Here is a 22,895-nt window from a genome sequence, read left to right on the forward strand (position 1 = left end):
CTGCTCGTAGGCGGACACCTCAGGTTTCGAGCGGATCGGCCGGCGTGGCGAAGCGCGTCCATGACGGCAGGCGAGCGATGAATCGGGCGAGCACCATGCCGGCGCACATCGCCGCAACGAAGACGACGGCGGAGACCGAACCGAATCCGAGCGCGGTCAGCGCCGGCCCCGGACAGAAGCCCGCCAATCCCCAGCCGACACCGAAGATCACGGCACCTGCGACGATCCTGGTATCGATGTCTCGTCGCGTCGGCAGATAAAATCGATCGGCGAAGAACGGACGCGCGAGCTTCAGGACACGGCTGAAGCCGATGAAGGTCACGGCCACCGCGCCTGCCATCACGAAGGCGAGGCTCGCATCCCATGTCCCTGCCGGAATGCCGCCGATGTCCAGGAAGTTCAGCACCTTGGCCGGGTTCGACATGCCGGAGACGATGAGGCCGATGCCGAAGATCAGGCCGATCGCGAATTGAACCAGGACTGCCATCGCCATCAGCTCCAGTGCCGCATCACGAACACGGTCGCCATGCCGGCCGCCATGAAGGTCATGGTTGCGACCAGCGAGCGCACCGACAGCCGCGACAAGCCGCACACACCGTGGCCGGAGGTGCAGCCACTGCCCCACACCGAACCGAACCCCGTGAGCAATCCGCCGACGATCAGGACCGCCGGCCCTGCCGCGATCGTCTGTGCCGGCAGGTCTCCGGTGACGAGCCGCACCAGCACGGGCGCGGCGACGAGACCGGCGACGAAGGCGAGTCGCCCGGCAAATTCGTGGTCCTCATGGGGCGGAAACAGCCGCGCCGCGATGCCGCTGACACCGGCAATCCGCCCTGTTGCCCACATCAGCAGAACGGCTGACAAGCCGATCAGTGCTCCTCCCAGGAGCGAGGCCATTGGTGTGAAAGGCGTCACGATCATTGTGATCCTCCAGTTCGGGAGCATCCTACCGCATCCATCCCTACAATCGGCGCTCCGATGCTCAACGAGACGTTAATATTACCACTCGAATTGAAGCGGCGTCCCAACGGTATTTTCCAATCTTTGCGCTAAGCATGACCCGTAACACGGGCTCAGCTCGCGTGAACGGGGACGACGGGACGTGGTCGACATCGCGCACCAGGCAGCGAACAATCCGGCATCGACAAGGGATGTCGCGCAATCGCGTGCGCCCGTCCCGCTCAGCGCGATCGACCCTGGCCAATGGCGCGCGCTCGCGCAGCGCGCGGTCGAGCCGAACGGATATTACCTGCCCGCCTGGGAGCTCGCCGTCAGCGCAACCGCTCGCGGCCGCACGGATGCCTCGGCGCTGGCCGCATTCGATCCTTCGGCGCGGCTGATCGGGCTGGTGCCGGTGATCTCGCTGTGGCGCGCCCGGAAGATTCCCCTGCCCGCGCTGCTGAGCGCGCATCCGTATGGCACGCTGTGCAGCCCGCTGATCGATCGCGACGCTGCGTTCGAGGCCGCCGCGCGTCTGTTGCAGCAGGCACGCGAGGCCGGCGCTCATGCCCTCGTGCTGAACGATGTCGCGCTCGACGGTGCGGCGATGAATGCGCTCAACCAGGCTCTGGGCCGCGACGGACTGAAACCACGCGTGCTCTCCTCCTACACTCGCGCCAGCCTCGATGCCACGCAGGATGGCGACGCGCTGTTGCGCGACGCGCTCGGCGCCAAGAAGTTCAAGGAGCTGCGTCGCCAACGTCATCGTCTCGAGGAGCACGGCCCCGTCGTGTTCGAGGTCGCGCGCAGCCCCGACGAGATCGGGCCGGCGCTCGAAACATTCCTGCGGCTCGAAGCCAGCGGCTGGAAGGGCAAGCGCGGCACCGCGCTAGTCCAGCATGCGGGGGATGCAACCTTCATCCGCCGCGCCGTACCGGCACTGGCGGAGACCGCGCAGTGCGAGATCATCACGCTTCGCGCCGGCACGATTGCGGTCGCCGCCGGCATCGTGCTACGGCACCAGGATCGCGCCTTCTTCTTCAAGCTCGGCATCGACGAACGCTTTGCAAGATATTCGCCGGGCGTGCAGCTCGCGCTTGACCTCACCCGCCACCTCTGCGCCGATCCCGCCATCGCCACCGCGGACTCCACCGCAAGCGCCGATCACCCCATGATCAACCCGATCTGGCGCGGACGCCTTGCGATCGGCGACGTGCTGATCCCGCTGCGGCGAAACGATCCCGCGGTGGCCTTGATTCACGCAGCACTAATCGGCCTCAACGTCGCGCACGATGCTGCGCGACGCGCGGTCCGTCTGCTTCGAAAGCAAGATGCTACTCCGCCGCCTGCGCGTTGATCTCTTCCGAGACCTGGCGGATGGCGCGGGCGAGCAGGTTCGGATCCTGCGCACCGGAGACGGCGTATTTCTGTGCGAACACGTAGGTCGGAACGCCGGAGATACCCTTCTCGGCCGCCTCCTGCGCGTCCGCCGAAACACGTGCGACGTCTTCTTCGGTGGCAAGGCGCTTGCGCACGTCGTCGGCATCGAGGCCGACGTCGGCGGCCGCCTGCACCAGCACGTTCACATCGGTGAGGTCGCCGCCGTCGCGGAAATAGAGCTCCATCAGGCGCTGCTTCATCTCGGGCGCCCTGCCGATCGCTTCCGCCCACAGGATCAGGCGATGGCAGTCGGTCGTGTTGGGTTGGCGCGCCACGAGTTCGGGCTTGTAGACGAGGCCCTCCTCGCTCGCAGCGGCTACGACGCGCCCCGCAATGCCCTTGTAGGCCTCGACCGAGCCGAACTTCTGGATGAGATAGGCCTCGCGGCTGATGCCCTCGCGCGGCACCCAGGGATTGAGGAAGAAGGGGCGGAATTTGAGCTTGACCGGAACGTCGGGCACCAGCGCCAGCGCGCTCTCGATCCGGTGCTTGCCGATATAGCACCAGGGGCACACCACGTCGGAGACGACGTCGATCTGGAGCGGTTTCAGCGTGCTCATGGGGCCTCCTGGGCTTGCTTTATCGTCCAACATATGCCGAAGCGCGGGTAGCGCAAGGCACGGTCACTTCGCGGTCACTCGGCAGTCTTTCGATCACATTCATTGCAAGCTCCGCCGGCCGCGCACTGCATCTCCTTCAGTCGCTCGGCGGTGCGCTCGTCCGCTGGAAAGAACGTCTCCAGCGCCAGTTCCGACAGCGTGATGTCGACGGGCGTGCCGAACACCATGGTGGTGGAGAAGAAGCTCAGGATCTCCCCGCCATGCCGCAGCTTGAAGGGGATCGCGACATTATCGCTCGACAGCGGCGCCGAGCGCGCCGGGATGGGATAGCTCTTGAGATCGTTGTAGAGCTTGATCAATCCAGGATCGGCCGTCGCCTCGCATTGCCGGTGCAGCCGCTCCAAGAGATGCCCGCACCATTCCGCGAGATTGACCGTACGCGGCGCCAGTGCCTCCGGGTGAAAGGCGAGCCTGAGCACGTTGAGGGGCTGGCCGAGCAGCCGCTGCGGGATGCCGTCGAGCAGCGGCGCCACCATGCCGTTCGCCGAGACCAGGTTCCAGTGCCGGTCCACCGCGAGCGCCGGATTGGGCTCGTGTGCCCTGAGGACGAGGTCGATCGCCTGGCGGGCTGATTTCAAGGCGGGATCCTCCAGCGGGCGCTGCGGAAAGGCCGGCGCGAAGCCGGCGGCGACCAGCAGCACGTTGCGTTCGCGCAGCGGCACGTCGAGGCGCTCGGCTAGTCTGAGCACCATGTCGCGCGAGGGCGCGGCGCGACCGGTCTCGACGAAGCTCAAGTGCCGCGCCGAGATCTCGGCCTCGCCTGCCAGATCAAGCTGGCTCATGCGGCGGCGCTGCCGCCATTCGCGCAAATGGTCGCCAATATGGACCGGCTGGCTGCGTTCGGCCCGTGCCGTGGATGCATGTGCGTTCATGACCAGATATCTAGCATGCGGATTTCGGCCCTTCCATTACCCGTGAGGTAATCGAATTGGGGCGCCGGCGCGCGCATCTTCGATCGCACAGGAGATGACCATGATCGCGCTGCTGCTCTACCGGACCGTCGCAGACCACGTCTTGCCATGGGCGATGGCGTTCGCAACGCGGATGCTGGCCCGCGGGCTCAATATGCCCGAGCCGCTGCTGCATTCGACCGGCGATTATGTCCTCGCGCAGGTCACAGCCTTCGAGCACAGCATCGGCAAGAGCCTCTGCCCGTTCCGCCTCGCTCGCCTGCTCCGCGCCTGGTGGCGCGGACTGCATTGAATTCCCCCCCAAACAAGGAGACCTACGATGATCGATGCATCGCCCTTCCTGCGCCGCGCCCTGCTCGCCGACGCCATCTTCAGCGGCGTTGCCGCCCTCGGCTTCACCTTCGGCGGAAACCCGTTCACAGCGCTGTTCAATCTGCCCGAAGCGCTGCTGCGCGAGACCGGCCTGTTCCTGATCGCCTACACGTTCCTGGTCGGCTGGCTCGCCTCGCGGGCCACGGTGGCGAAACCGCTCGTCCTGCTGGTCGTGATCGGTAACGCGGCCTGGACGCTCGGCAGCATCGTGCTACTTTTCTCGGGCGCGGTGTCGCCGAACCTCACCGGCGAGTTCATGGTCGTCGCGCAGGCGATCGCCACCGGCGTGTTCGCCGAGCTGCAGTTTCTGGGATTGCGGAAGAGTGCGGATGTGGTGACGGCTTGATGGCCCCTTCACCACGCGCTGTCGTCGCCCGGCCTTGTGCGCGATTGCGCACTGGACCGGGCGACCCATTATTACCGCGACAGTAAACGTATGCGCAGAAGCTGCAAGCGTACCGGATGCCCCGCTCCAGTGCGCAAGTGCGCACCAGGCGGGGAATGACAGTGGGGCTGGAGGCGCAAGTGCGGGCTATGCCCGCGGGCGCCCGCTGGTCTTGCTGAACGCATGACCGTTGAGTTTTTTCGTTTTGGCAGCCTTGGTGCCCGCCTTCTTGGCCTTGGCTTCCGTGCGCGCCTTCACCTTGGCACGCGCGACCCGCGCCTCGGCACGCAGCTTCTTGCGCTTGGCCTCGCAGGAGACGCACTTGCAGCCGATCGGTTTCAGATAGGCTTTGAAATAGTCGGTGCCGTAATCGTAGTTGATCTCGTCGCCCGGCTCGATGTCCTTGATGGCGCGGATGAAGACCTTGCGCTCGCGCGGCCGGACGTCCGACTCCGCGTTGGGCCGGCAGGAATGGTTGATGTAGCGCGCCAGATTTTTCCGCACCGAGCCGTCGATGGTCCAGCGGCCGTTGAGCTCGAACAGATATTTGTTCTCGATCTCGTCCTGCTCAGGGATTCGCGAGTCCAGGATCGGTCCGAAATAACGGATGATCCGGGTTCCCTTCTTGATCGGTTTGGTAGCGAAGAGGCCGAGCCCGGTCTTGGAGCGGCCGACGCGATAGGGTTTGTTCGACGATGTGACTGGCATGATCAGGAGAATGAGAACGCTTACGACGCCGGATGAGCTTCAAGCGAAGCCGCTCTTCTAGAACGATTCCGCGGCGCTGTCAGGTGCCTCGCGGGCTTGTTTGAACCTTTGCCCACAATGAAGACGTCAGATGGCACGGAGGAAGCGGCCGCGGAACTTGCGCGATAGGTCTGGTTCGCCCCGTTCAATTCATGGAGACGACTGTCGAGTGGGCGGGCTGCGGAACAAAGCCGTTCGCGATGATCCGGCGCTGGCACATGCCGACAGCGCCGATTCCGATCGGCAGGGACGCCCGAACACCAAGGCCATGCTGGTGGTGACCCGGCTGCCGCCGGGCCCGGTCTGCCACGCCTATGTCGATGCGATCGCCAGGCGCGCAGCTTCACGTGCGGCAAGGACGAGGTGAAGATCGTCGGCACCCGCGCCCGCGCGCGCGATGATGCGCTAAGGCCGCCTTCGTTCGAAGGCGCTATGCTGGCAGCTTGCCTGCGATCGGCGCCGTTAGCATCGACTCAAACAGAAGTTCGGCTGTGGTTCCCTCGGGCAGCCGCTCCAAGATATCCTCGAGCCGTCCGTCGAGCAGCAGCATGGTGAAACCGTGCACCATCGACCACGCCCGGGCGATGGCCGCGCCCTGGTTCAGCGTCAGCGCATCGCCGCTGATCTGCTCCTGCCGCATCATGCCGATGGCGTTGGCGAGGCCGGCGAAGGAGGCCTCAGCCGCTTCGTGCAGCGAGGGCCGGGAATAATCGAGGCGCTCGGTGCGGAACATCAGCCCGTACATGCCGGGATGGGCCTGGGCGTAGGCCACATAGGCTTTCGGTCGCGCCAGCGCGCGCGCGAGCGGCGTGGTGGCGGCATCGCAGGCCGACACCATCGCGGCATTGAACTGGCGGAAGCCGATCGCGGCGAGCTCGCTGACGAGCCCGGTAAGATCGCCGAAATGATGCGTCGGCGCGGCATGCGAGACGCCCGCCTCGCGCGCCACCGCGCGCAATGTAAGCCCGGCGAGCCCGTCGCGCTCGAGCACCCGTTCGGCCGCCTGGAGCAGCGCTTCGCGCAGGGCACCGTGATGATACGGCGTCTCCGTCTTCGCGCTCGCGCGGCGCGCCGGGCGCGATGCCGCGGTCGATGCCGCTCGTCTGGGTGCACGCGGGTGACGCGCCGTTTCGCCCTTGGTGTCGCTCTTGGCCATTTACAAGCTATATGACGCAATATTGACAGTGTAAAGATTTCGCTTGACGAAAGCTGCGATTGGCACTATTCGATCTTTACAATGTAAAGATAGGGGAGATACGCCGTGCAGCACGACGCCATCGCCGAGCGCGGCGACAATATCGCGCCGATCCCGTTCGAGGCCGACGCGCCCTTTCTGAAGATCGTCGGCGAATTGCCCCGCGAGCTGAACGGCACGCTTTATCGCAACGGCCCCAATCCGCAATTCGATTCCCCCGGCGCGCATTGGTTCGTCGGCGACGGCATGGTGCACGCCTTTCATCTCGAGAACGGCCGCGCCAGCTATCGCAACCGCTGGGTCCGTACGCCGAAATGGCTGGCCGAGCACGATGCCGGCCGCGCGCTGTTCGGCGGCTTCGGCCGCAAGCTGCCGGATGCCCCGGCAAATCTAACCGACGGCGGCGTCGCCAACACCAACATCATCTTCCACGCCGGCAAGCTGCTGGCGCTGGAAGAAGCGCATCTGCCGACCGAGATCGAGCCGGGCTCACTCGCCACGCGCGGCTATCACAACTACCAGGGCCGCGTCGCCGGCAGTTTCACGGCGCATCCGAAGATCGATCCCGCCACCGGCGAGCTGGTATTCTTCGGCTACAACGCCGCGGGGCCGCTGACTTCAGCGCTCTCCTACGGATCGATCGACGCCTCCGGCGAGGCGACACGTTTCGAACGCTTCGAGGCTCCCTATGCCAGCATGGTGCACGACTTCATCGTCACCGCGAACCATGTGCTGTTTCCGATCCTGCCCATCACCGGCAGCATGGAGCGCGCGATGAGCGGACGGCCGCCCTATGCCTGGGAGCCGGACAAGGGCGCCTATGTCGGCGTGATGAAACGCAGCGGCACAGCGAAGGACATCGTCTGGTTTCGCAGCGAGGCCTGCTACGTCTTCCACGTCATGAATGCGTGGGAGGATGGCGACCGCATCGTCGCCGACGTGATGCAGTTCGAGGAGGCGCCGCTGTTTCCGCATCCCGACGGACGACCGACGGACCCGGAGAAATCGCGCGCCCGCCACTGCCGCTGGACGTTCGATCTCGCGGGGAATACCGACCGCTTCCAGCAGACGTACCTTGACGACCTCACCGGCGAATTCCCCCGCATCGACGACCGCCGCGCCGGGCGGAAGAGCCGTCACGGCTGGTACGCCTGCGCCAATCCAAGACTGCCGATGTTCGGCGCGCTGTCCGGCATCGTCCATGTCGACGGCAACGGCAGACGGCTCGGCCATTACCTGCTGCCGGTCGGCGACACGATCTCCGAGCCTGTCTTCGTGGAGCGATCGAAGGATGCGCCGGAGGGGGACGGCTGGCTCCTCGCGGTGGTCTGGCGCGCACGGGAAAATCGCAGCGATCTCGCTGTGTTCAATGCCACCGACATCGAGGCCGGTCCCGCCGCGCTCGTGCAGCTCGGCCATCGCGTGCCGGACGGCTTTCACGGCAATTGGGTGGGCACCGTGTAGCGCTCGTCATTCCGGGGCGCGCGACTTGGCGCGAGCCCGGAATCCATTTCGCTACACGCTTGGCTGGCCGATGGATTGCGGGCTCGCGCTGACGTCCGGCCCCGGAATGACGAAAGAGGAGCTTTCCATGCACATGGCCTCGCTCACTGCAGGCTGCCTCGCCCTCCTCGCCCTGACCGGCGCCGCGCTCGCATTCCAGGTCGTCCGGCTGCGGCGGAGCTGCCATACCCTCTTCAATGGTGGCATCCTGCTCTGCCTCGGTCTGTTGATCGCTGCCGCGCTGCCGCTCCTGGCCGCCCTGCCCTGGGCGGAATTCGCGGAGGAGGCCTGCGGCCAAGCCGTTGCAGCCCTTCATCTTTTGGAGGTCGCCTACGTCATTTTGACACTGTAAAGATTTTGCTTGACCGGGCATCGTCGGCAGGCTACTGATCTTTACATCGTAAAGATCGGTGAGCGGGGCGGCCAATGGCGATTTTCCTGATCCTCGCGCCCTATGGCGCCTTCACTTTCCTGATGCTGGTCACGTCAGCCGAGATCAGCGTGCTCACGGCATCGGCGATCTGCCTCGCCACCGTCGCGGTCGATGTCGCGCGCGGCCGCTCGGTGAAGGTGCTGGCCGCGGGCTCCGCGATCGTGTTCGCCGCAATCGGCCTTTACCTCGCGCTGATAAACCCCGCGCTTGGAACGCTCGGCGTCAAGCTGTCGGTCGACATCGGCATTTTCGTCATCTCGCTCGGCTCGATGCTGCTCCGCCGCCCCTTCACGCTGCAATATGCGCTCGAATCCGTCCCGGCCGAGACCGCGGCAATCCCTGGCTTTCTCACGGCCAATTACGTCATCACCGGCGCGTGGACAGCCGCCGCGCTGCTGATGGCGGTCGCCAATCTCGTGCTGCTTTACGTCCCCGGCCTGCCGCTCTGGTCCAGCCTTGCGGTCGCCTTCGCCGCCCGCAACAGCGCGATCTACTTCACAAAATGGTATCCCGAGTATCGTCAGATCAAGTACGGTACGCCGCCCGCGCTCTTCCCGACGCCCGCTGAACAGGATTGACGATGAAGGACGTGTTCGCCCGCCTCGCCTCCGACTTCCTCTCCGCCATCATCTTCCTGGCCGTCTACCTCATTACCGACAACGTCGTGCTGGCGACGTCGGTCGCGATTGCCGGCGCGATCGCGCAGGTGATCTATGCCCGGATCAAGGGTCACCAGCTCAACTACATGACCTATGCGAGCCTCGCGCTCGTCATCGTGCTGGGCACGGTCACGCTGCTGACCAACGATGCCCGCTTCATGCTGGCAAAACCTTCGATCGCGCATTTCGCGATCGGTGCCATCATGCTCAAGCGCGGCTGGATGCTGCGCTACATGCCGCCGATCGTCGCCGAGACCGTCCCGGAATATGTGACCGCTGCGGGTTACGCCTGGGCCGCGCTGATGTTCGTGATCGGCGCCGGCATGATCGCGGTCGCCGCCACCGGCGATCTGAAGCTGTGGGCGTTCTACATTACGGTGGTTGCGGGCGGCGCCAAGATCCTGGCCTTCGCCGTGCAGTATGTGGTTCTCAGGCTGATCGTGACCAGCCGCCGGCGCGCCGCCGCCCGCGCCTGACGCACGATGCGATCGCACTTCAGGTCGACGTTTGAGCATGATCCCTTCGGAGAACCGCCACACACTTTTCCGGATCATGCTGCAATGCCCTATTGGAGCGTTAGGCAGGAGCTGCGAGTTGGGCTATAGGCTCGCTCAGGACTGGCCGCGGATCGTCGCGGCCCGCCGGGATTTCTTAGGGAGACGGGAATGGCCGTAGACGGCAACTGGAATCTGACGATGACGACGCCGATGGGCGAGCGTCAGGCGACGCTGAACCTGAAGGCTGCGGGCGGCTCGCTCACGGGCACGCAGGGTGCGGAAGGTACTACCGTCGAGATCTTCGACGGCACCGTCGCTGGCGACAACGTCTCCTGGAAGGTTTCAATCACGAACCCGATGCCGCTCACGCTCGAATTCACCGGCACGGTCTCCGGCGACAGCATCAGCGGCGAAATGGGCATCGGCCCGATGGGCAGCTTCCCGTTCACGGGCGCGCGGGCGTAAGGCCGCGCGTTCCACCCATCAGTGCGGCTACGGCTGAGCAAGCGCCTCGTCCTTCGAGACGACCGCTTCGCGGTCTCCTCAGGATGAGGCTGACCACGTCGCCGTCGCCGGAAACCGCAACCGCGTACTCTGCCCTCATCCTGAGGGCCCGCCAACGGCGGGCGTCTCGAAGGATGCGCCGCGGAGCGACTGCTTCAAAGGCGCGCCCCGCCGCAAGTGGAGAGGTGAAGAGCTAGCCCAAGTTCAACTCTTTGAAGAAGTCGTTGCCCTTGTCGTCGATGATGATGAACGCCGGGAAGTCGACCACCTCGATGCGCCAGATCGCTTCCATGCCGAGTTCGGGATATTCGAGCACCTCGACCTTCTTGATGCAGTGCTCGGCGAGGTTCGCCGCGGCACCGCCGATCGAGCCGAGATAGAAGCCGCCATATTTCTTGCAGGCCTCGCGCACGGCCGGCGCTCGGTTGCCCTTGGCCACCATCACCATCGAACCGCCGGCGGCCTGGAACTGGTCGACGAAGGAATCCATGCGGCCCGCGGTCGTCGGACCGAACGCGCCGGAGGCATAGCCCTCAGGCGTCTTGGCGGGACCGGCGTAATAGACCGGGTGGTTCTTGAAGTAATCCGGCAGCGGCTCGCCTTTCTCCAGGCGCTCGCGCAACTTGGCATGTGCGCTATCGCGCGCGACGATCATGGTGCCGGTCATCGAGACCCGCGTCTTGATCGGGTGCTTCGAGAACGTCGCCAGAATGTCCTTCATCGGCCGGTTGAGGTCGATCTTCACGACCTCGCCGCCTAGCGCCTCTTCGACCTGCGGCAGGTATTGCGCCGGGTTGTGCTCGAGCTCCTCGAGATAGATGCCGTCCCTGGTGATCTTTCCGAGCACCTGGCGGTCGGCCGAGCAGGACACGCCAAGCCCGATCGGCAGCGACGCACCGTGACGCGGCATGCGGATCACGCGCACATCGTGGCAGAAATATTTGCCGCCGAACTGCGCGCCGACGCCGAGCGACTGCGTCATCTTGTGGATTTCCTTCTCCATCTCGACGTCGCGGAAGGCGTTGCCGTCGGGCGAGCCGTGGGTCGGCAGCGCATCGAGATAGCGGGCGGAGGCGAGCTTCACCGTCTTCATGCAGAGCTCGGCCGAGGTGCCGCCGATCACGATGGCGAGGTGATAGGGCGGACACGCCGCGGTGCCTAGCGTGAGGATCTTCTCCTTCAGGAACGCGAGCAGCCGGTCCTTGGTCAGGACGGACGGCGTCGCCTGGAACAGAAAGCTCTTGTTGGCGCTGCCGCCACCCTTCGCCATGAACATGAACTTGTAGGCATCGTCGCCCTCGGCGTAGATCTCGCACTGCGCCGGCATGTTGTTGGCGGTGTTCTTCTCCTCGTACATCGAGAGCGGCGCGACCTGCGAGTAGCGCAGATTGCGGCGGAGATACGCATCGCGTGCGCCTTCCGACAGCGCCGCCTCGTCGTCACCGTCGGTGATGACGTTGCAGCCCTTCTTGCCCATGATGATCGCGGTGCCGGTGTCCTGGCACATCGGCAGCACGCCGCCGGCCGCGATGTTGGCGTTCTTCAAGAAGTCCAACGCCACGAACTTGTCGTTCGGGCTCGCCTCGCTGTCCTCCAGGATCGAGCGGAGCTGCTTCAGATGGCCAGGGCGCAGATAGTGGTTGATGTCGCCAAAAGCCGCCTCCGACAGCGCCCGCAGGGCCTCGCGCGACACCACCAGCATGTCCTTGCCGAGGACCTTCTCGACCCTGACGCCCTCGGAGGAGATCTTCTTGTAGGGCGTCTCGTCCTTGCCCAGCGGGAACAGCGGGGTGTGCTTGTAGGGCGGAACGGGCTTGGACTGGTCGGGGAAAGCGGTGGGAGCGTTCATGGGTGAATCTCGGGGTTCTGGAGCCCTCGCGGGCCTCTTAGCGTAGAAGCGTTCTAAGCTTTTTTACCGCAAATGGAAGGTGTTCTGGCGCGGCTGGGGCATCCGTTTCGGCCGCTTGGCGGTCCCTTTCTGCTCGATATCGGCGCTGATGCGTGGGCATCATTGTCCCCGGGAAGGTCTGAATGCACCCCTTGCACTCCGCGCGCGACGAAGGTTGAATGCGCGCCCTCAGGGGCATTTCATCATGATTTTCAAACTGAACGTCCGCGGCGCGATCCTGGTCGCCGCCGCCATCACCGGACTTGTGGCACTCGCCTCGCCCGCACGCGCCGATCGCTGTGACGACAGCGCCAAGGAGCTGGCGAACCAGATCGACCGCCTCAAGGTGAATTTCCGGGCTGCCAACATCGTGTACCTGACGCACCCGGCGGCCAAGGAGCTGTCGGTGGGTTGCCGCGGCGACAAATATTCGATCGAGCTCTATGCCAAGGGCGACCGCAAGCCGGCGCCGGAGTTTTACGCGCTGGTGGGATCGATGGCGGCGATCGTTTTCACCGTGACCAAGGACGACACCACGACGGGCGCGACGCGCTGCCTGAAGCGGATGGGCCTGTTGCGCGGCGACAAGATCAGCATGCGCTACCGGCGGCTCAACATGGAATGCACCCGCACCAAGACAGATGCCTCCATCGCGATCACGCGCGGCAAGGACGAGTAGGCGGCGCGCGGTGCTCATGTGCCGCGACGCGACCAGCCGCATACTCCGTCATTGCGAGCGTAGCGAAGCGATCCAGAGTCTTTCCACGGAGGGATTCTGAATTGCTTCGCTCCGCTCGCAATGACAAGGAGAGAGTTACCGTCCTCTCAAATATTCCCTTCGCGGAAGCAAGAACAGCACAACTGACCGCACCAATTCCCTCGCATTTTAACAATTGCCTTGAAGGAAATTTCGCTCCCGTCGGGGCAGGCTGAATTGTTTCCATGTGTGAGGATTTGTGGATGAGCGTTTCCACCGTTGCGCCGCCGCCGATCGCGATCGTGGTGCCGAGCTACGACACGACCAAGCAGCAGGACGACCAGACCAAGATCAAGGACACTGATCCGACCTACAAGCCGCCGCCGCCCGCGCCGCTGCCGCCGGGTCAGGGCACGCGGATCGATCAGCTCGCCTGACCGGCCCTTTCCGAGATGAATCGCCCGATCCGGTCGATCGGGCTTTCCATCACTTCGATCGAAAACGCTCTAGCTGTCGAGCTCGCGATAGCGGCGAAAGATCCCCTGCTCGTTGAAGGCGATACGGCGCGGGCTGTCGAGATAGGCCTTGATGTTCGGGCGCGCGGCAATGCGGTCGTGCAGGCCGACGAGGCCGGGGACATCTTTCTCGAATGCCTTCATGCGTTTCGGAAACGCGTAGCGCAGCCCGGCGACGATCTGGAACAGCGAAAGGTCGACATAGGTGAGCCGGCGGCCGATGACGTAAGCGCCGCCGTTGCCGGCGAGCAGCTGCTCGAAATAGCCGAGATATTTCGGCACGCGCTCGTCCCAGAAATCGGCCGTGCGCTTCTTCGCCGGCGCCTTCTGGTCCTCGTAGTACAGCGACGGCCCGAGCGGATGATGAGTGTCGTGGATCTCGACCACGAAGTCGGTAATCGTCAGCTGGAGCTGATGCACCCAGAGCCGGCCTGCTTCGGTCTTCGGTGCCAGTCCGTGGCGGCTGCCGAGATAGAGCAGGATGTTCGCGGTCTGGCCAATCACGAGCTTGCCCGCTTTCAGGAACGGCGGCGCAAAGGGCGGCGTGCCCTTCTGCGCATCCATCATCTTCATCATCGCAGCCGTCCCGCGCGCGCTGCGCGCGACGTCGACGTAAGTCGCACCCGCCTCCTCCAACGCCAGCCGCACATATTCGCCGCGGCCCTGGATCTCGGGCCAGTAGTAGAGTTCGTATTTCATCGGAGGGGTCCGTGAGCGTGGGAGCAACCGGACCAATGTACCATGCAGCCGGAGGTTCCGTCAGGGTTGGACGGAAGGTCCGCGCCACATACGCCGTCAGTGCGAGCGTAGCGACTCGTCCGCAAGCCTTGGAGAAGGCGGAAGCAATCCAGAAATGCCTCTGCGAAGACAGTCTGGATGGCTTCGTCGCAAGAGCTCCTCGCAATGACGGGTGGAGAGAGCTCAGGGCCTCAATTCGCCGCGAAACAATACAGCAGCCCGTCGCCACCGGTGCTCTTCAAATCGGCCTGCGAGCAGCCGCCATCCGGGCCCCGCGAGGGGTGAGAGCTATTCCAGGACTTCGACGGCTCGTCATCGCGCAGGCCCTTACGATCGGCGTGGCCGACGACCGCCGCGCCTTGCGTGCTCGACGTCCAGTTCTTGCAGGTTTTGTCGTCACCCGCGGCAAAAGCGGTGCCGTCGGCCTGCGATCCCGTGAGGATGTCGTGCCGGTTCGGCGTGTCGCCAGCGCCGTTGATGACCTCGCCCTTCTCGCTGAGCGCGGTCTGCTTGGTGAGATTGTTGGCCGCGCTGTGCAGGTCGGCAACGTCCTTTGCGATCACCGCACCCTTGGCGTTCTGCCAGGGTCCCTTGCCGATGCGGTCGCGGGCGTTGACGGCCGGCTTGCCGTCGGCGGCCTGCGTCGACAGATAAGCGCGCCAGTTTTTGGCCCCGGCGCCGGCGGCCTGGGCCAGCTTCTGGCACTGCGCGTCGCCTCCCTCCAGGCCGCCGAGATCGGCGCCCTTGCCCGGGCCGCTGGAGGTCACGAAGAACGTCATGTCAGCCGACTGTGCGTACGCGGATGGCGCCGCGAGCAAGGCCAGCGCGAGCACGAGCCCTGAAATCGTCACGGATCTCTCGATACGGATCATCTTGTCCTCCCAGTTGTATTTTTCGTCAGCCGTCTGACTTGAACCCGAGGGGCACCCGCTTATTCCGATGCCGCGCTGCGAGACGCCCAAAGAAAAAGGGCGCCGTGCCGAAGCACGACGCCCTGGTTCCTCATCTCGTCCGCGATCAGTTGGTCTGCTGGATCGCCGACAATTCCCAGCCGCCGTTCGGGCGACGGGCGAAGGTCCAGACCTCGGTGGCCTCGCCCGGCTGCTCGCTGCCGGCGACGATCGCGCCGGTGTTGCGGTCCACCGTCTTGTCGGTGAGCGCGAAACGCAGCGCCACCGTGGCGTAGTCGGTCTCGCCTTCGCGCCAGGCTTCCGCGAGGTCGCCCTGCAGCAGCTTCACGTTGGTGACCTTGTTGACGACGTTGCGCGCGCGGTTCTGGGCAAGATCCTGCTCGAAATAGGAGACCATCTCCGGCGTCGCGAGCGTGTGCAGCTTGGCCACGTCCTCGTTCGACCAGGCGGTCTGGATCTCGCCGAGCAGACGCTCGAACGCCTCATAGTCACCCGGCTTGATCTCGAGCGGCGCGTTGTTGGCGCCGAAGCCGAAGCCGCCGAGGCCACCGCCAAGCCCGCCACCGAGGCCGCCGCGATAGTTCGTCTGCGGTCCCTGGCCACTGCCTGCGTCAGCATTGGCATAGGCCGCCTGAGGCGAGTGGCGGCGCTGCCACCAGGACATCGCCAGCCGCACCACGAACACCACGAGCACGATCTGGATGATCAGACCGAGGATCGACGACAGGCCGCCGAGGCCGCCGAACAGGCCGCCGCCGAACAGCATGCCGAGCAGGCCCGCGCCGAGGAAGCCGGCCGCAAGGCCGCCGAGGAAGCCGCCGCCGCGGCCGAACAGGCCGCCGCGCGCCGGCGCGGTCGCGGCCGAGTTCATGCCTGCACCCGGCTGGGTGTAGGTACGGTTGAACTGCGAGGTCGAGCCCGGCGCGGTCGTGGTCGAGGGCGGCGCCGAATAGGTGCGCGAGCCGCGCGAACCCGACGACATGCCGCCACCGACGCGCGCGTCGGCGGACGAGATCGCCAGCGCAGTCGGCAGCGCGAGCGCCAGCACGACGGCGATCGTCTTGAAGAGAGAGCGGGATCGTTGCGAGAAAGTCATGTGCGTTTCCCAAATCCCCGGCATGGGGACGTGCCCCTAAGATGGGCAGACTTCCCGAAAAGTGAAGCCGGTTTCGGACCCCCCTGGCTGCGGCCCTCAGTCGCGGGGATGGGGCAAAAGCCCATATTTGACGGGGGTTTGGCCGGGTGCACCGAGGGAACCGTGGTCGGTTACCGGTGGGCTTGGGGCGGGATTTCAGCTTGTTCCTCGTCATTGGAGGCGCAGCTCTCTCACCCGCGTCATTGCGAGGAGCCCTTGCGACGAAGCAGTCCAGAATCCCTCCGCGGATGCATTTCTGGATTGCTTCGCTTCGCTCGCAACGACGGAGGACGCGGCGTGCCGACCCTCGCCCTCACCCCTGCTTCGTCATCGTCTCCTTCACCGCCGCCACGAGCTGGCTGAGGGTGAACGGCTTTGGCAGGAAGTCGAACTGCTGGCCTTCGGGCAGGCTTTTCTCGAAAGCATCCTCGGCGTAGCCGGAGACGAAGATGAACTTGATGTCGGGGTTCTTCTCCCGCATCGCCTTCAGCAGCGTCGGGCCATCCATCTCCGGCATCACGACGTCGGAAACGACGAGATCGATCGCGCCGCTCTGCTCCTCCAGCACCTCCATGGCCTCGACGCCGTTCTCGGCCTCGACCACGGTGTAGCCGCGCGAGCGCAGGCCGCGGGCGTTGAGGGCGCGCAGGCCCTCCTCGTCCTCGACGAGAAGGATCGTGCCCTGCCCGGTGAGATCGGTGCGCGGCTTGGCCTCTGCCGGCGCGGCAGGCGCGGCTTCCTTCGCAGCGCCACTGGTCGCGCTGGCCGCGGCTGCGGGCTGCTCGACCTGCACATCCGGCTCGGCGTGATGGCGCGGCAGGAAGATGTGGAACGAGGTGCCCTGCCCCGGCTCGGAATCGACGTAGATGAAACCGCCGGTCTGCTTGACGATGCCGTAGACCGTGGAGAGCCCGAGACCGGTGCCTTTACCCACCTCTTTCGTCGAGAAGAACGGCTCAAAAATCTTGTCGCGAATGTCGGCGGGAATGCCGGTGCCGGTGTCGGCGACCTCGATCCGGACATAGTCCGCCGCCGGCATGCCCTTGTAGGCGAGCTTGCCGGCGTCTTCCGTGGTGACGTTGACGGTGCGGATGATCAGCTTGCCGCCGTCGGGCATCGCGTCGCGCGCGTTGACCGCGAGGTTGACGATCACCTGCTCGAACTGGGAGACGTCGACCTTCACCGGCCAGAGGTCGCGGCCGTGGATCAGGTCGAGCTTGACCTTCTCGCCGATGAGCCGGCGCAGCAGCATGGTGAGATCGCTCAAGGCATCGCCGAGATCGAGCACCTGCGGCCGCAGCGTCTGCCGGCGCGAGAACGCCAGCAGCTGCCGCACCAGGGTCGCCGCGCGGGTCGCGTTCTGCTTGATCTGCATGATGTCCTGGAACGACGGATCGGTCGGCTTGTGCGCGTTCAGCAGGAAGTCGTTCGCCATCATGATGGCGGAGAGCACGTTGTTGAAGTCGTGCGCGATGCCGCCGGCGAGCTGGCCCACCGTCTCCATCTTCTGCGACTGGTTGATCTGGTTCTCCAGGGCGCGCCGCTCGGTGGTCTCGAGCATGTGCACGATGGCGGCTTCCGCCTCGTTCTCGGCCGCATCCACCGGCGTGACGAAGAACTGGCCCCAGCGTTCCTTGGTCCCTTCCAGCGCCACCTCGACCGGAGCGATGTCGGCCTGGCCTTCGGCGGCCTGATTGATGGCCGCGATCAGCAGGTGACGATCGCGCGAATTGACCGCGCGGAAGATCGACTTGGAGGCACTGTCGAGCCCGAGCGCCTGGCCGAGCTTGGCATAGCGGGCATTGGCACGCACAACGTTGCCGGCGCGATCGACGGTCGCGATCGCCATCGGCGTATGGTCGAAGAAGCGCATGAAGCGCACTTCGGCGGCCCGATCGGGATCGCTGCGCTCGTCGCGGGCGCGGCTGATGACCAGGGTACGCGACGGCCCCGGCGCGCCGTCGGCGCCGAAGGCGAGCTTGTGATAGAGCCGCACCGGCATGGTCTTGCCGGTCCGCATGCGCAGGTCGATGTCGAAGACTTCAGTTTTGACTTCACCCGGCACCGCCACGATCGCGGTGAGCAGGGAGGCGCCGTCGCCCGAGACGATGTCGGTCAGCTTCAAGCCGCCCGAGCCGATCTCGGCCAGGTCGTAGTCGAGCCAGTTCGCCAGCGTCGCGTTGACATAGGCGAGTTCGCCGGCCGGATTGACCGAGAAGAAGCCGCAAGGCGCGTGATCGAGATACTCGATGGCGTGCTGGAGCTCCTGGAACACGTCCTCCTGGCGCTCGCGGTCGCGGGTGATGTCGGCGATCGACCACACCGCGTATTTCGCCTCGCGCTTGCCGGTGCCGAGCGGGCGCACGCGCATGCGCAGCCACCGGCCCTGGTTGCCGTCATGGCCGGAGATACGCACCTCCTCCTGCTGGCGCTTGCCCTCGCGGGCGGCCTTGAGCAGGCGGAACACGGCTTCGGAGACGTCGGGGTTGCCGATGAAGACGCGCTCGACGGGGCGCACGTCCTGCGGGCCGCTGGCGCCGGTCAGCGTCAGATAGGCCGCATTGGAATAGACCACGTGTCCGCGCGCATCGGTCACGGCGAGCCCGTCGAACGCGTGATCGGAGATGCGGCCAATGATGGGATCGTCGAGATTGCGGTCGGTGAAGCGGATGATGCCGGCGGCAAAGGCGAACAGGTTGAACAGGCCGACCATCGCCAGCACGGCGAGGATGCCGAGGATATAGGGCTGCGCCTGCGCGCGCCCGAGCGTCATCAGCCCGACGGCGACAGCGACGAGGCCGGCGGCCACCAGCAGCACCAGCGCAATGCTGCCCGAGCGCGGCGACGGCTCGTGCGCCGCAACGGGCTCGCGTGTGAGGTCGTGGTCGGTCTCAGCAGTCATCTCGAGCTGGCGCAGCCTGTTGGCAGAGAATCAACGCGCTGCCGCGCGCGCAGGGCCTTCCCTGCCTCATCAGGACCTGCAGGCGCAAGGGCAGCAGGGTTGAAAGGTACGCTGATTCCCAGATTACAGCCATTTCAGATACTTTTCGGGGGTTTTAGCCACGCCCGGCGCGGAATCCCTGCTTCAGCCGCATGACGTAGCCGATGACCTCGGCGACCGCATGGTAGTGCTCGGTCGGGATTTCCTGGTCGATGTCGACGGTGGCATAGAGCGCGCGGGCGAGCGGAACGTTCTCGACGATCGGGATGTCGTGCTCGCGTGCGATCTCCCGGATCTTGAAGGCGAGGTTGTCGACGCCCTTGGCGACGCAGATCGGCGCCGACATGCCGCGCTCGTAGGACAACGCCACCGAATAGTGGGTCGGGTTGGTGATGATGACCGAGGCCTTGGGAACCGCCGCCATCATGCGCTTCTTGGCGCGCTGCTGCCGGAGTTGCCTGATCTTGCCCTTGATGTGCGGATCGCCTTCGGACTGCTTGAACTCTTCCTTGATCTCCTGGAGCGACATCTTCTGGCGCTGGAACCAACTGCGGTACTGGAAGAAATAGTCGGCGATGGCGACGATCGCGAGCGCCGCAACCACCGCGCCGAGCAGGTGGACGGTCATGCTGGTCGTGGCACCGAGCATGGCGGCCGGATCGAGCCTGACCATCGCCTCCATGCGATGCCGCTCCGGCCACAGGATCATGGTCATGACCACGCCGAGACCGATCAGCTTGCCGAGGCCCTTGAGGAAGTTCGCCGCGGCCTGCTTGCCGAAGATGCGCTTGAAGCCGGCGCCGGGAGAGATCTTGCTGAATTTAGGCTTGAGGGATTCGGCCGACCACACCAGGCGGTGCTGCAGCATGTTGCCGGCGATCGCCGCCAGCAGCAGCATCAGGAGAGGCACGCCGATCGCAGCGAGCACGGCGACTTCGATCTGCTGCATCAGCTTGAGCAGGTTCCCGCCGTCGGTCTTGATCATCCAGGAATTGGCGAGCAGGTTGCGCATCGGCGTCACCAGCCCGCTGCCGACCGAGCCCGAGAAGGTCGAGACCACCAGCGTGCCGCCGGCGATCATGAACCAGGTGTTGATCTCCTGGCTTTTGGCAACGTCGCCGCGTTCGAGCGCGTCGTCGAGACGCTTTTGTGTCGGGTCTTCTGTTTGACTCTCTGGATCGTTGTCTTCCGCCATCGATCCCTCACTTGAGCGGCATCATCTGGTGCATGACACCGATGAAATAATCGAGATACGTGCCCATCATCGCGGTGAGCACCACGGCCAGCACCAGGAAGCCGGCGAAGATCGACAGCGGCACGCCGACAAAATAGACCTGCATCTGCGGCATCAGCCGCGCCAGCACACCTAGCCCGATATTGAAGACGAGGCCGAACACCAAAAATGGCCCCGAGAGCTGCAAGCCAAGCCTGAACGCGGCGGCGAAGGCGCGCGTCGCCAGCGAGGCGACGTCGCCGCTCGACACGGTCTCGCCCGGCGAGAAGATCGAATAGCTGTCATTCAGCGCCGCGATCACCAGGTGATGGCTGTCGGTGGCGAACAGCAGCGTCAGCCCGAGCATGGTCAGGAAGTTGCCGACCAGCACACCCTGCTGTCCTTGCGTCGGATCGACCGAGGTGACGAAGCCGAGTCCCATCTGCTGCGCGATCACGGAGCCCGCGACCTGGAGCGCCGACAGCGTCACGCGGGCGGTCGCGCCCAGCACGATGCCGATCACGATCTCATGCAGCATCAGCACCAGTAGCGGCGCCAGCGACCCCATGTCGACGTGGTAGGCGTTGCGATGCAGCGGCAGGATGATCAGCGTCAGCAGCAGCGCGATCGACAGCTTGATGCGCGTCGGGATGTTGGTCTCGCCGAGGCCGGGCAGCAGCATCACCATCGCGCCGACCCGGGCGAAGGCGAGCATGAAGGAGGCGGCGAGCGCCGGCAGCAGCGAGACGTCGATGCGCATGGTGCGCGCATTGTGCCTCAGCCGCCGATGATTCGCGACGAGATCCGCATCATGTGGGCATGGAGCGAGTCGGCCATGAACGGCAGCGCCAATAGCATCGTGGCAAAGATGGCCAGGATCTTCGGCACGTAGATCAGCGTCTGTTCCTGGATCTGCGTCAGCGCCTGGAACAGCGACACGATGACGCCGACGACGAGCCCGACCACCATCAGCGGCGAGGACACGATCACGATGGTCCAGATCGCGTCACGCGCGACGTCGAGGGTTTCGGGTCCGGTCATTTGCAAGATTCCTTGTTCATCCTTCATCCCTGCCACCCCGGCGAGGAACGAACGCTCCCTACCCGTCATTGCGAGCGAAGCGAAGCAACCCAGGCTGCCGCCGCGGAGAAATTCTGGATTGCTTCGCTGCGCTCGTAATGACGATCGGGGCGAGCGCCAGCGCGAAAAATCAGATCGGCATCTTCATGATGTCTTCATACGCGGCGATCACGCGGTCGCGGACCGAGACCAGCGTGGACACCGCAACGTCGGTGTCGGCCACCGCCGTCACCACGTCCATCACGTTGGCCTTGCCGGCGGCCATCGCCACCGTCTGCGCGTCGGACTTGCGGCCGGATTCCATCACGCTGCCGACGGCGTCTTTCAGCAGCGAGGCGAAGGATTGCCCGCTCGCTTCGCTTCCCTTGCCGGCACCGCTGTTCTCCAGCACCCGGGCGAGGTTGGCGTAGGCGTTGGCGGCGATTGTCGGTGATGCCATGGTTTAAATGTCCTGTTCAGCTCTTGAGGATGTCAAGCGTGCGCTGGATCATCCGGCGCGTCGCACTGATGATGTTGAGATTGGCCTCGTAGGACCGCTGCGCATCGCGCATGTCGGTCATCTCGACCACCGAGTTCACGTTGGGATATTTGACGTTGCCGGTCGCGTCGGCAGCCGGATTGTTCGGCTCGTATCTGACACGGAAAGCGGACTGGTCGGGCTTGATCTTGCCGAGGGTGACGACCTGCGCGTCGAGCGTGCGGTCGAGCGCCGAGGAAAATGTCGGAACCTTGCGCCGGTAGGGATCGCCGCCTGATGTCTGCGAGGTCGAATCCGCATTCGCGATGTTTTCCGAGATCACCCGCATGCGTCCGGCCTGCGCGCGCAGGCCGGAGGTCGCGATCGCCATCGAGCGGGCAAAGTCGCTGCTGTCATTCGCCATGATCTACCTCCAGCTCTAACCCTTGCCGATCGCGGTCTTGAGCAGATGCAGGCTCTTGGAATAGAGCGAGGTCACCGCCGCGTAGTCCATCTGGTTGCTGGCGGACTTCATCATCTCCTCTTCGAGATTGACGGAATTGCCCGCGGGGCGTGTTTCGAAACCCACATTCTTGTTCTGGTCGAATCCGGAGGCTCCGCCAGGGGGCGTCATGTGGGAAGCGCTGGTGACGGCCATCTTCAGCGGGCCCATCGAGCCCGTCACGGCGCCCGATTTGTCGAGCTTCGGCTCGACCAGGTCGCGCGGCCGGAATTTGGGCGTATCGGAGTTGGAGACGTTCTCGGACAGGACGCGCTGGCGCTCCTGGTGCCACTGCATCTTGGTGCGAAGCGCCGACAGCACCGGGAGGTCGTTGATGGACATCGTTGCGGCTCCTTCCGCCGTCGGACCTGTGTCCGAAGCTAGGCAGAATTTGCCGCCTGTATGGTTAACAGGTGGTTAAGGCTGCCGCCGGGACGTGTCCCCCGGCGGGGCACGACCTTACGATCCCGTGATTCTACGCATCAAAAAGCGGCATTAACCAACCGCTTGGCGGCCCACGCACGGACCAAAAGTCGTTTTGGATCGAGCGATTCATAGGTTATTAAGAGCTGGGAACGGCAAAACTTGCCGTGGAACGTTAAGAAATCGCAGT

The 22,895-nt window shown here is 64.9% G+C and carries 27 protein-coding genes and 1 pseudogene; 11 read left to right on the forward strand and 17 right to left on the reverse strand.

Annotated elements, in window-relative coordinates; genetic code table 11:
• Window positions 1–19: 19 nt before the first annotated feature.
• Together ACNJYB_RS25530 and ACNJYB_RS25535 are read right to left on the reverse strand one after the other, a co-directional pair.
• A complete protein-coding gene (locus ACNJYB_RS25530) occupies window positions 20–487 on the reverse strand; it encodes a DUF6691 family protein (RefSeq protein ID WP_439369215.1) in 468 nt (155 codons plus the stop codon).
• A 5-nt stretch (window positions 488–492) separates the two neighbouring features.
• Window positions 493–921 (reverse strand): YeeE/YedE family protein, encoded by a 429-nt coding sequence (locus ACNJYB_RS25535; RefSeq protein WP_439369216.1) that lies wholly within the window; start codon window positions 919–921, stop codon window positions 493–495.
• Between the two features lie 181 nt (window positions 922–1,102).
• Here ACNJYB_RS25535 and ACNJYB_RS25540 point away from each other — a divergent pair, with 181 nt between their 5' ends.
• Entirely contained in the window at window positions 1,103–2,296 is a 1,194-nt protein-coding gene (locus ACNJYB_RS25540) for a GNAT family N-acetyltransferase (RefSeq protein ID WP_439369217.1), read from the forward strand.
• On the opposite strand, the gene ACNJYB_RS25545 is transcribed toward ACNJYB_RS25540, so the two are convergent.
• The gene (locus ACNJYB_RS25545; RefSeq protein WP_439369219.1) at window positions 2,274–2,939 is read right to left on the reverse strand and encodes a DsbA family oxidoreductase; all 666 of its coding nucleotides are present in this window, start codon (window positions 2,937–2,939) and stop codon (window positions 2,274–2,276) included. The genes ACNJYB_RS25540 and ACNJYB_RS25545 overlap by 23 nt on opposite strands.
• 74 nt (window positions 2,940–3,013) lie before the next feature.
• The gene (locus tag ACNJYB_RS25550; protein ID WP_439369220.1) at window positions 3,014–3,871 is read right to left on the reverse strand and encodes a helix-turn-helix domain-containing protein; all 858 of its coding nucleotides are present in this window, start codon (window positions 3,869–3,871) and stop codon (window positions 3,014–3,016) included.
• A gap of 100 nt (window positions 3,872–3,971) precedes the next feature.
• Between ACNJYB_RS25550 and ACNJYB_RS25555 the strand changes: the two genes are divergently transcribed.
• Both ACNJYB_RS25555 and ACNJYB_RS25560 read left to right on the forward strand, forming a co-directional pair.
• Window positions 3,972–4,202: a hypothetical protein gene (locus tag ACNJYB_RS25555; protein WP_439369222.1), complete on the forward strand. Its 231-nt coding sequence runs from the start codon at window positions 3,972–3,974 to the stop codon at window positions 4,200–4,202.
• A gap of 27 nt (window positions 4,203–4,229) precedes the next feature.
• Window positions 4,230–4,628, forward strand: a complete 399-nt coding sequence (locus tag ACNJYB_RS25560) for a hypothetical protein (RefSeq protein WP_439369223.1) — start codon at window positions 4,230–4,232, stop codon at window positions 4,626–4,628.
• A gap of 186 nt (window positions 4,629–4,814) precedes the next feature.
• Here ACNJYB_RS25560 and ACNJYB_RS25565 read toward each other — a convergent pair whose 3' ends face one another.
• Entirely contained in the window at window positions 4,815–5,375 is a 561-nt protein-coding gene (locus ACNJYB_RS25565) for an SET domain-containing protein (RefSeq protein WP_439369224.1), read from the reverse strand.
• Between the two features lie 168 nt (window positions 5,376–5,543).
• Here ACNJYB_RS25565 and ACNJYB_RS25570 point away from each other — a divergent pair.
• Window positions 5,544–5,807 (forward strand): annotated as a pseudogene (locus ACNJYB_RS25570) (hypothetical protein); the annotation flags it as partial.
• A 37-nt stretch (window positions 5,808–5,844) separates the two neighbouring features.
• Here the strand turns inward: ACNJYB_RS25570 and ACNJYB_RS25575 are convergent.
• Window positions 5,845–6,570, reverse strand: coding sequence for a TetR/AcrR family transcriptional regulator (locus tag ACNJYB_RS25575; protein WP_439369225.1), 726 nt, complete (start codon window positions 6,568–6,570; stop codon window positions 5,845–5,847).
• 105 nt (window positions 6,571–6,675) lie between these two features.
• On the opposite strand from ACNJYB_RS25575, the gene ACNJYB_RS25580 reads away from it, so the two are divergent.
• From ACNJYB_RS25580 to ACNJYB_RS25600, 5 genes are all read left to right on the forward strand, one after another.
• Window positions 6,676–8,073 (forward strand): carotenoid oxygenase family protein, encoded by a 1,398-nt coding sequence (locus tag ACNJYB_RS25580; protein WP_439369226.1) that lies wholly within the window; start codon window positions 6,676–6,678, stop codon window positions 8,071–8,073.
• A gap of 127 nt (window positions 8,074–8,200) precedes the next feature.
• On the forward strand, window positions 8,201–8,464 hold the full coding sequence (locus tag ACNJYB_RS25585; RefSeq protein WP_439369227.1) for a hypothetical protein: 264 nt from the start codon (window positions 8,201–8,203) through the stop codon (window positions 8,462–8,464).
• 74 nt (window positions 8,465–8,538) lie between these two features.
• Window positions 8,539–9,123, forward strand: a complete 585-nt coding sequence (locus tag ACNJYB_RS25590) for a hypothetical protein (RefSeq protein WP_439369228.1) — start codon at window positions 8,539–8,541, stop codon at window positions 9,121–9,123.
• 2 nt (window positions 9,124–9,125) lie between these two features.
• Window positions 9,126–9,680 carry an inner membrane-spanning protein YciB gene (locus ACNJYB_RS25595; RefSeq protein ID WP_439369229.1) on the forward strand — a complete coding sequence of 185 codons (555 nt, stop codon included), beginning with the start codon at window positions 9,126–9,128 and terminating at the stop codon, window positions 9,678–9,680.
• Between the two features lie 189 nt (window positions 9,681–9,869).
• The gene (locus ACNJYB_RS25600; RefSeq protein WP_439369230.1) at window positions 9,870–10,166 is read left to right on the forward strand and encodes a hypothetical protein; all 297 of its coding nucleotides are present in this window, start codon (window positions 9,870–9,872) and stop codon (window positions 10,164–10,166) included.
• A gap of 232 nt (window positions 10,167–10,398) precedes the next feature.
• On the opposite strand, the gene ACNJYB_RS25605 is transcribed toward ACNJYB_RS25600, so the two are convergent.
• The gene (locus ACNJYB_RS25605; protein WP_439369231.1) at window positions 10,399–12,054 is read right to left on the reverse strand and encodes a fumarate hydratase; all 1,656 of its coding nucleotides are present in this window, start codon (window positions 12,052–12,054) and stop codon (window positions 10,399–10,401) included.
• 244 nt (window positions 12,055–12,298) lie between these two features.
• Between ACNJYB_RS25605 and ACNJYB_RS25610 the strand changes: the two genes are divergently transcribed.
• Both ACNJYB_RS25610 and ACNJYB_RS25615 read left to right on the forward strand, forming a co-directional pair.
• A complete protein-coding gene (locus ACNJYB_RS25610; protein WP_439369232.1) occupies window positions 12,299–12,772 on the forward strand; it encodes a hypothetical protein in 474 nt (157 codons plus the stop codon).
• A 281-nt stretch (window positions 12,773–13,053) separates the two neighbouring features.
• Complete coding sequence (locus ACNJYB_RS25615; protein ID WP_439369233.1) at window positions 13,054–13,227, forward strand: hypothetical protein; 174 nt, start codon at window positions 13,054–13,056, stop codon at window positions 13,225–13,227.
• Between the two features lie 69 nt (window positions 13,228–13,296).
• Here ACNJYB_RS25615 and ACNJYB_RS25620 read toward each other — a convergent pair whose 3' ends face one another.
• From ACNJYB_RS25620 to flgB, 10 genes are all read right to left on the reverse strand, one after another.
• Window positions 13,297–14,004 carry a glutathione S-transferase gene (locus ACNJYB_RS25620; RefSeq protein WP_439369234.1) on the reverse strand — a complete coding sequence of 236 codons (708 nt, stop codon included), beginning with the start codon at window positions 14,002–14,004 and terminating at the stop codon, window positions 13,297–13,299.
• A gap of 230 nt (window positions 14,005–14,234) precedes the next feature.
• Window positions 14,235–14,915, reverse strand: a complete 681-nt coding sequence (locus ACNJYB_RS25625) for a lectin (RefSeq protein WP_439369235.1) — start codon at window positions 14,913–14,915, stop codon at window positions 14,235–14,237.
• 145 nt (window positions 14,916–15,060) lie between these two features.
• A complete protein-coding gene (locus ACNJYB_RS25630; RefSeq protein WP_439369236.1) occupies window positions 15,061–16,074 on the reverse strand; it encodes a Tim44 domain-containing protein in 1,014 nt (337 codons plus the stop codon).
• A 328-nt stretch (window positions 16,075–16,402) separates the two neighbouring features.
• On the reverse strand, window positions 16,403–18,991 hold the full coding sequence (gene cckA, locus ACNJYB_RS25635; protein ID WP_439369238.1) for a cell cycle histidine kinase CckA: 2,589 nt from the start codon (window positions 18,989–18,991) through the stop codon (window positions 16,403–16,405).
• A gap of 154 nt (window positions 18,992–19,145) precedes the next feature.
• Window positions 19,146–20,225 (reverse strand): flagellar biosynthesis protein FlhB, encoded by a 1,080-nt coding sequence (gene flhB, locus ACNJYB_RS25640; RefSeq protein WP_439369240.1) that lies wholly within the window; start codon window positions 20,223–20,225, stop codon window positions 19,146–19,148.
• 7 nt (window positions 20,226–20,232) lie between these two features.
• The gene (gene fliR / locus ACNJYB_RS25645; RefSeq protein ID WP_439369241.1) at window positions 20,233–21,003 is read right to left on the reverse strand and encodes a flagellar biosynthetic protein FliR; all 771 of its coding nucleotides are present in this window, start codon (window positions 21,001–21,003) and stop codon (window positions 20,233–20,235) included.
• A 17-nt stretch (window positions 21,004–21,020) separates the two neighbouring features.
• Entirely contained in the window at window positions 21,021–21,284 is a 264-nt protein-coding gene (gene fliQ, locus ACNJYB_RS25650; RefSeq protein WP_028180904.1) for a flagellar biosynthesis protein FliQ, read from the reverse strand.
• 169 nt (window positions 21,285–21,453) lie between these two features.
• Window positions 21,454–21,762, reverse strand: a complete 309-nt coding sequence (gene fliE / locus ACNJYB_RS25655; RefSeq protein WP_008142413.1) for a flagellar hook-basal body complex protein FliE — start codon at window positions 21,760–21,762, stop codon at window positions 21,454–21,456.
• Between the two features lie 16 nt (window positions 21,763–21,778).
• Window positions 21,779–22,204, reverse strand: a complete 426-nt coding sequence (gene flgC / locus ACNJYB_RS25660) for a flagellar basal body rod protein FlgC (protein WP_439369242.1) — start codon at window positions 22,202–22,204, stop codon at window positions 21,779–21,781.
• Window positions 22,205–22,219: 15 nt separating this feature from the next.
• Window positions 22,220–22,624: a flagellar basal body rod protein FlgB gene (flgB, locus tag ACNJYB_RS25665; protein WP_439369243.1), complete on the reverse strand. Its 405-nt coding sequence runs from the start codon at window positions 22,622–22,624 to the stop codon at window positions 22,220–22,222.
• Window positions 22,625–22,895: the final 271 nt, after the last annotated feature.

Origin of the sequence: Bradyrhizobium sp. SMVTL-02 (assembly GCF_051853005.1) — a bacterium.
GTDB lineage: Bacteria > Pseudomonadota > Alphaproteobacteria > Rhizobiales > Xanthobacteraceae > Bradyrhizobium.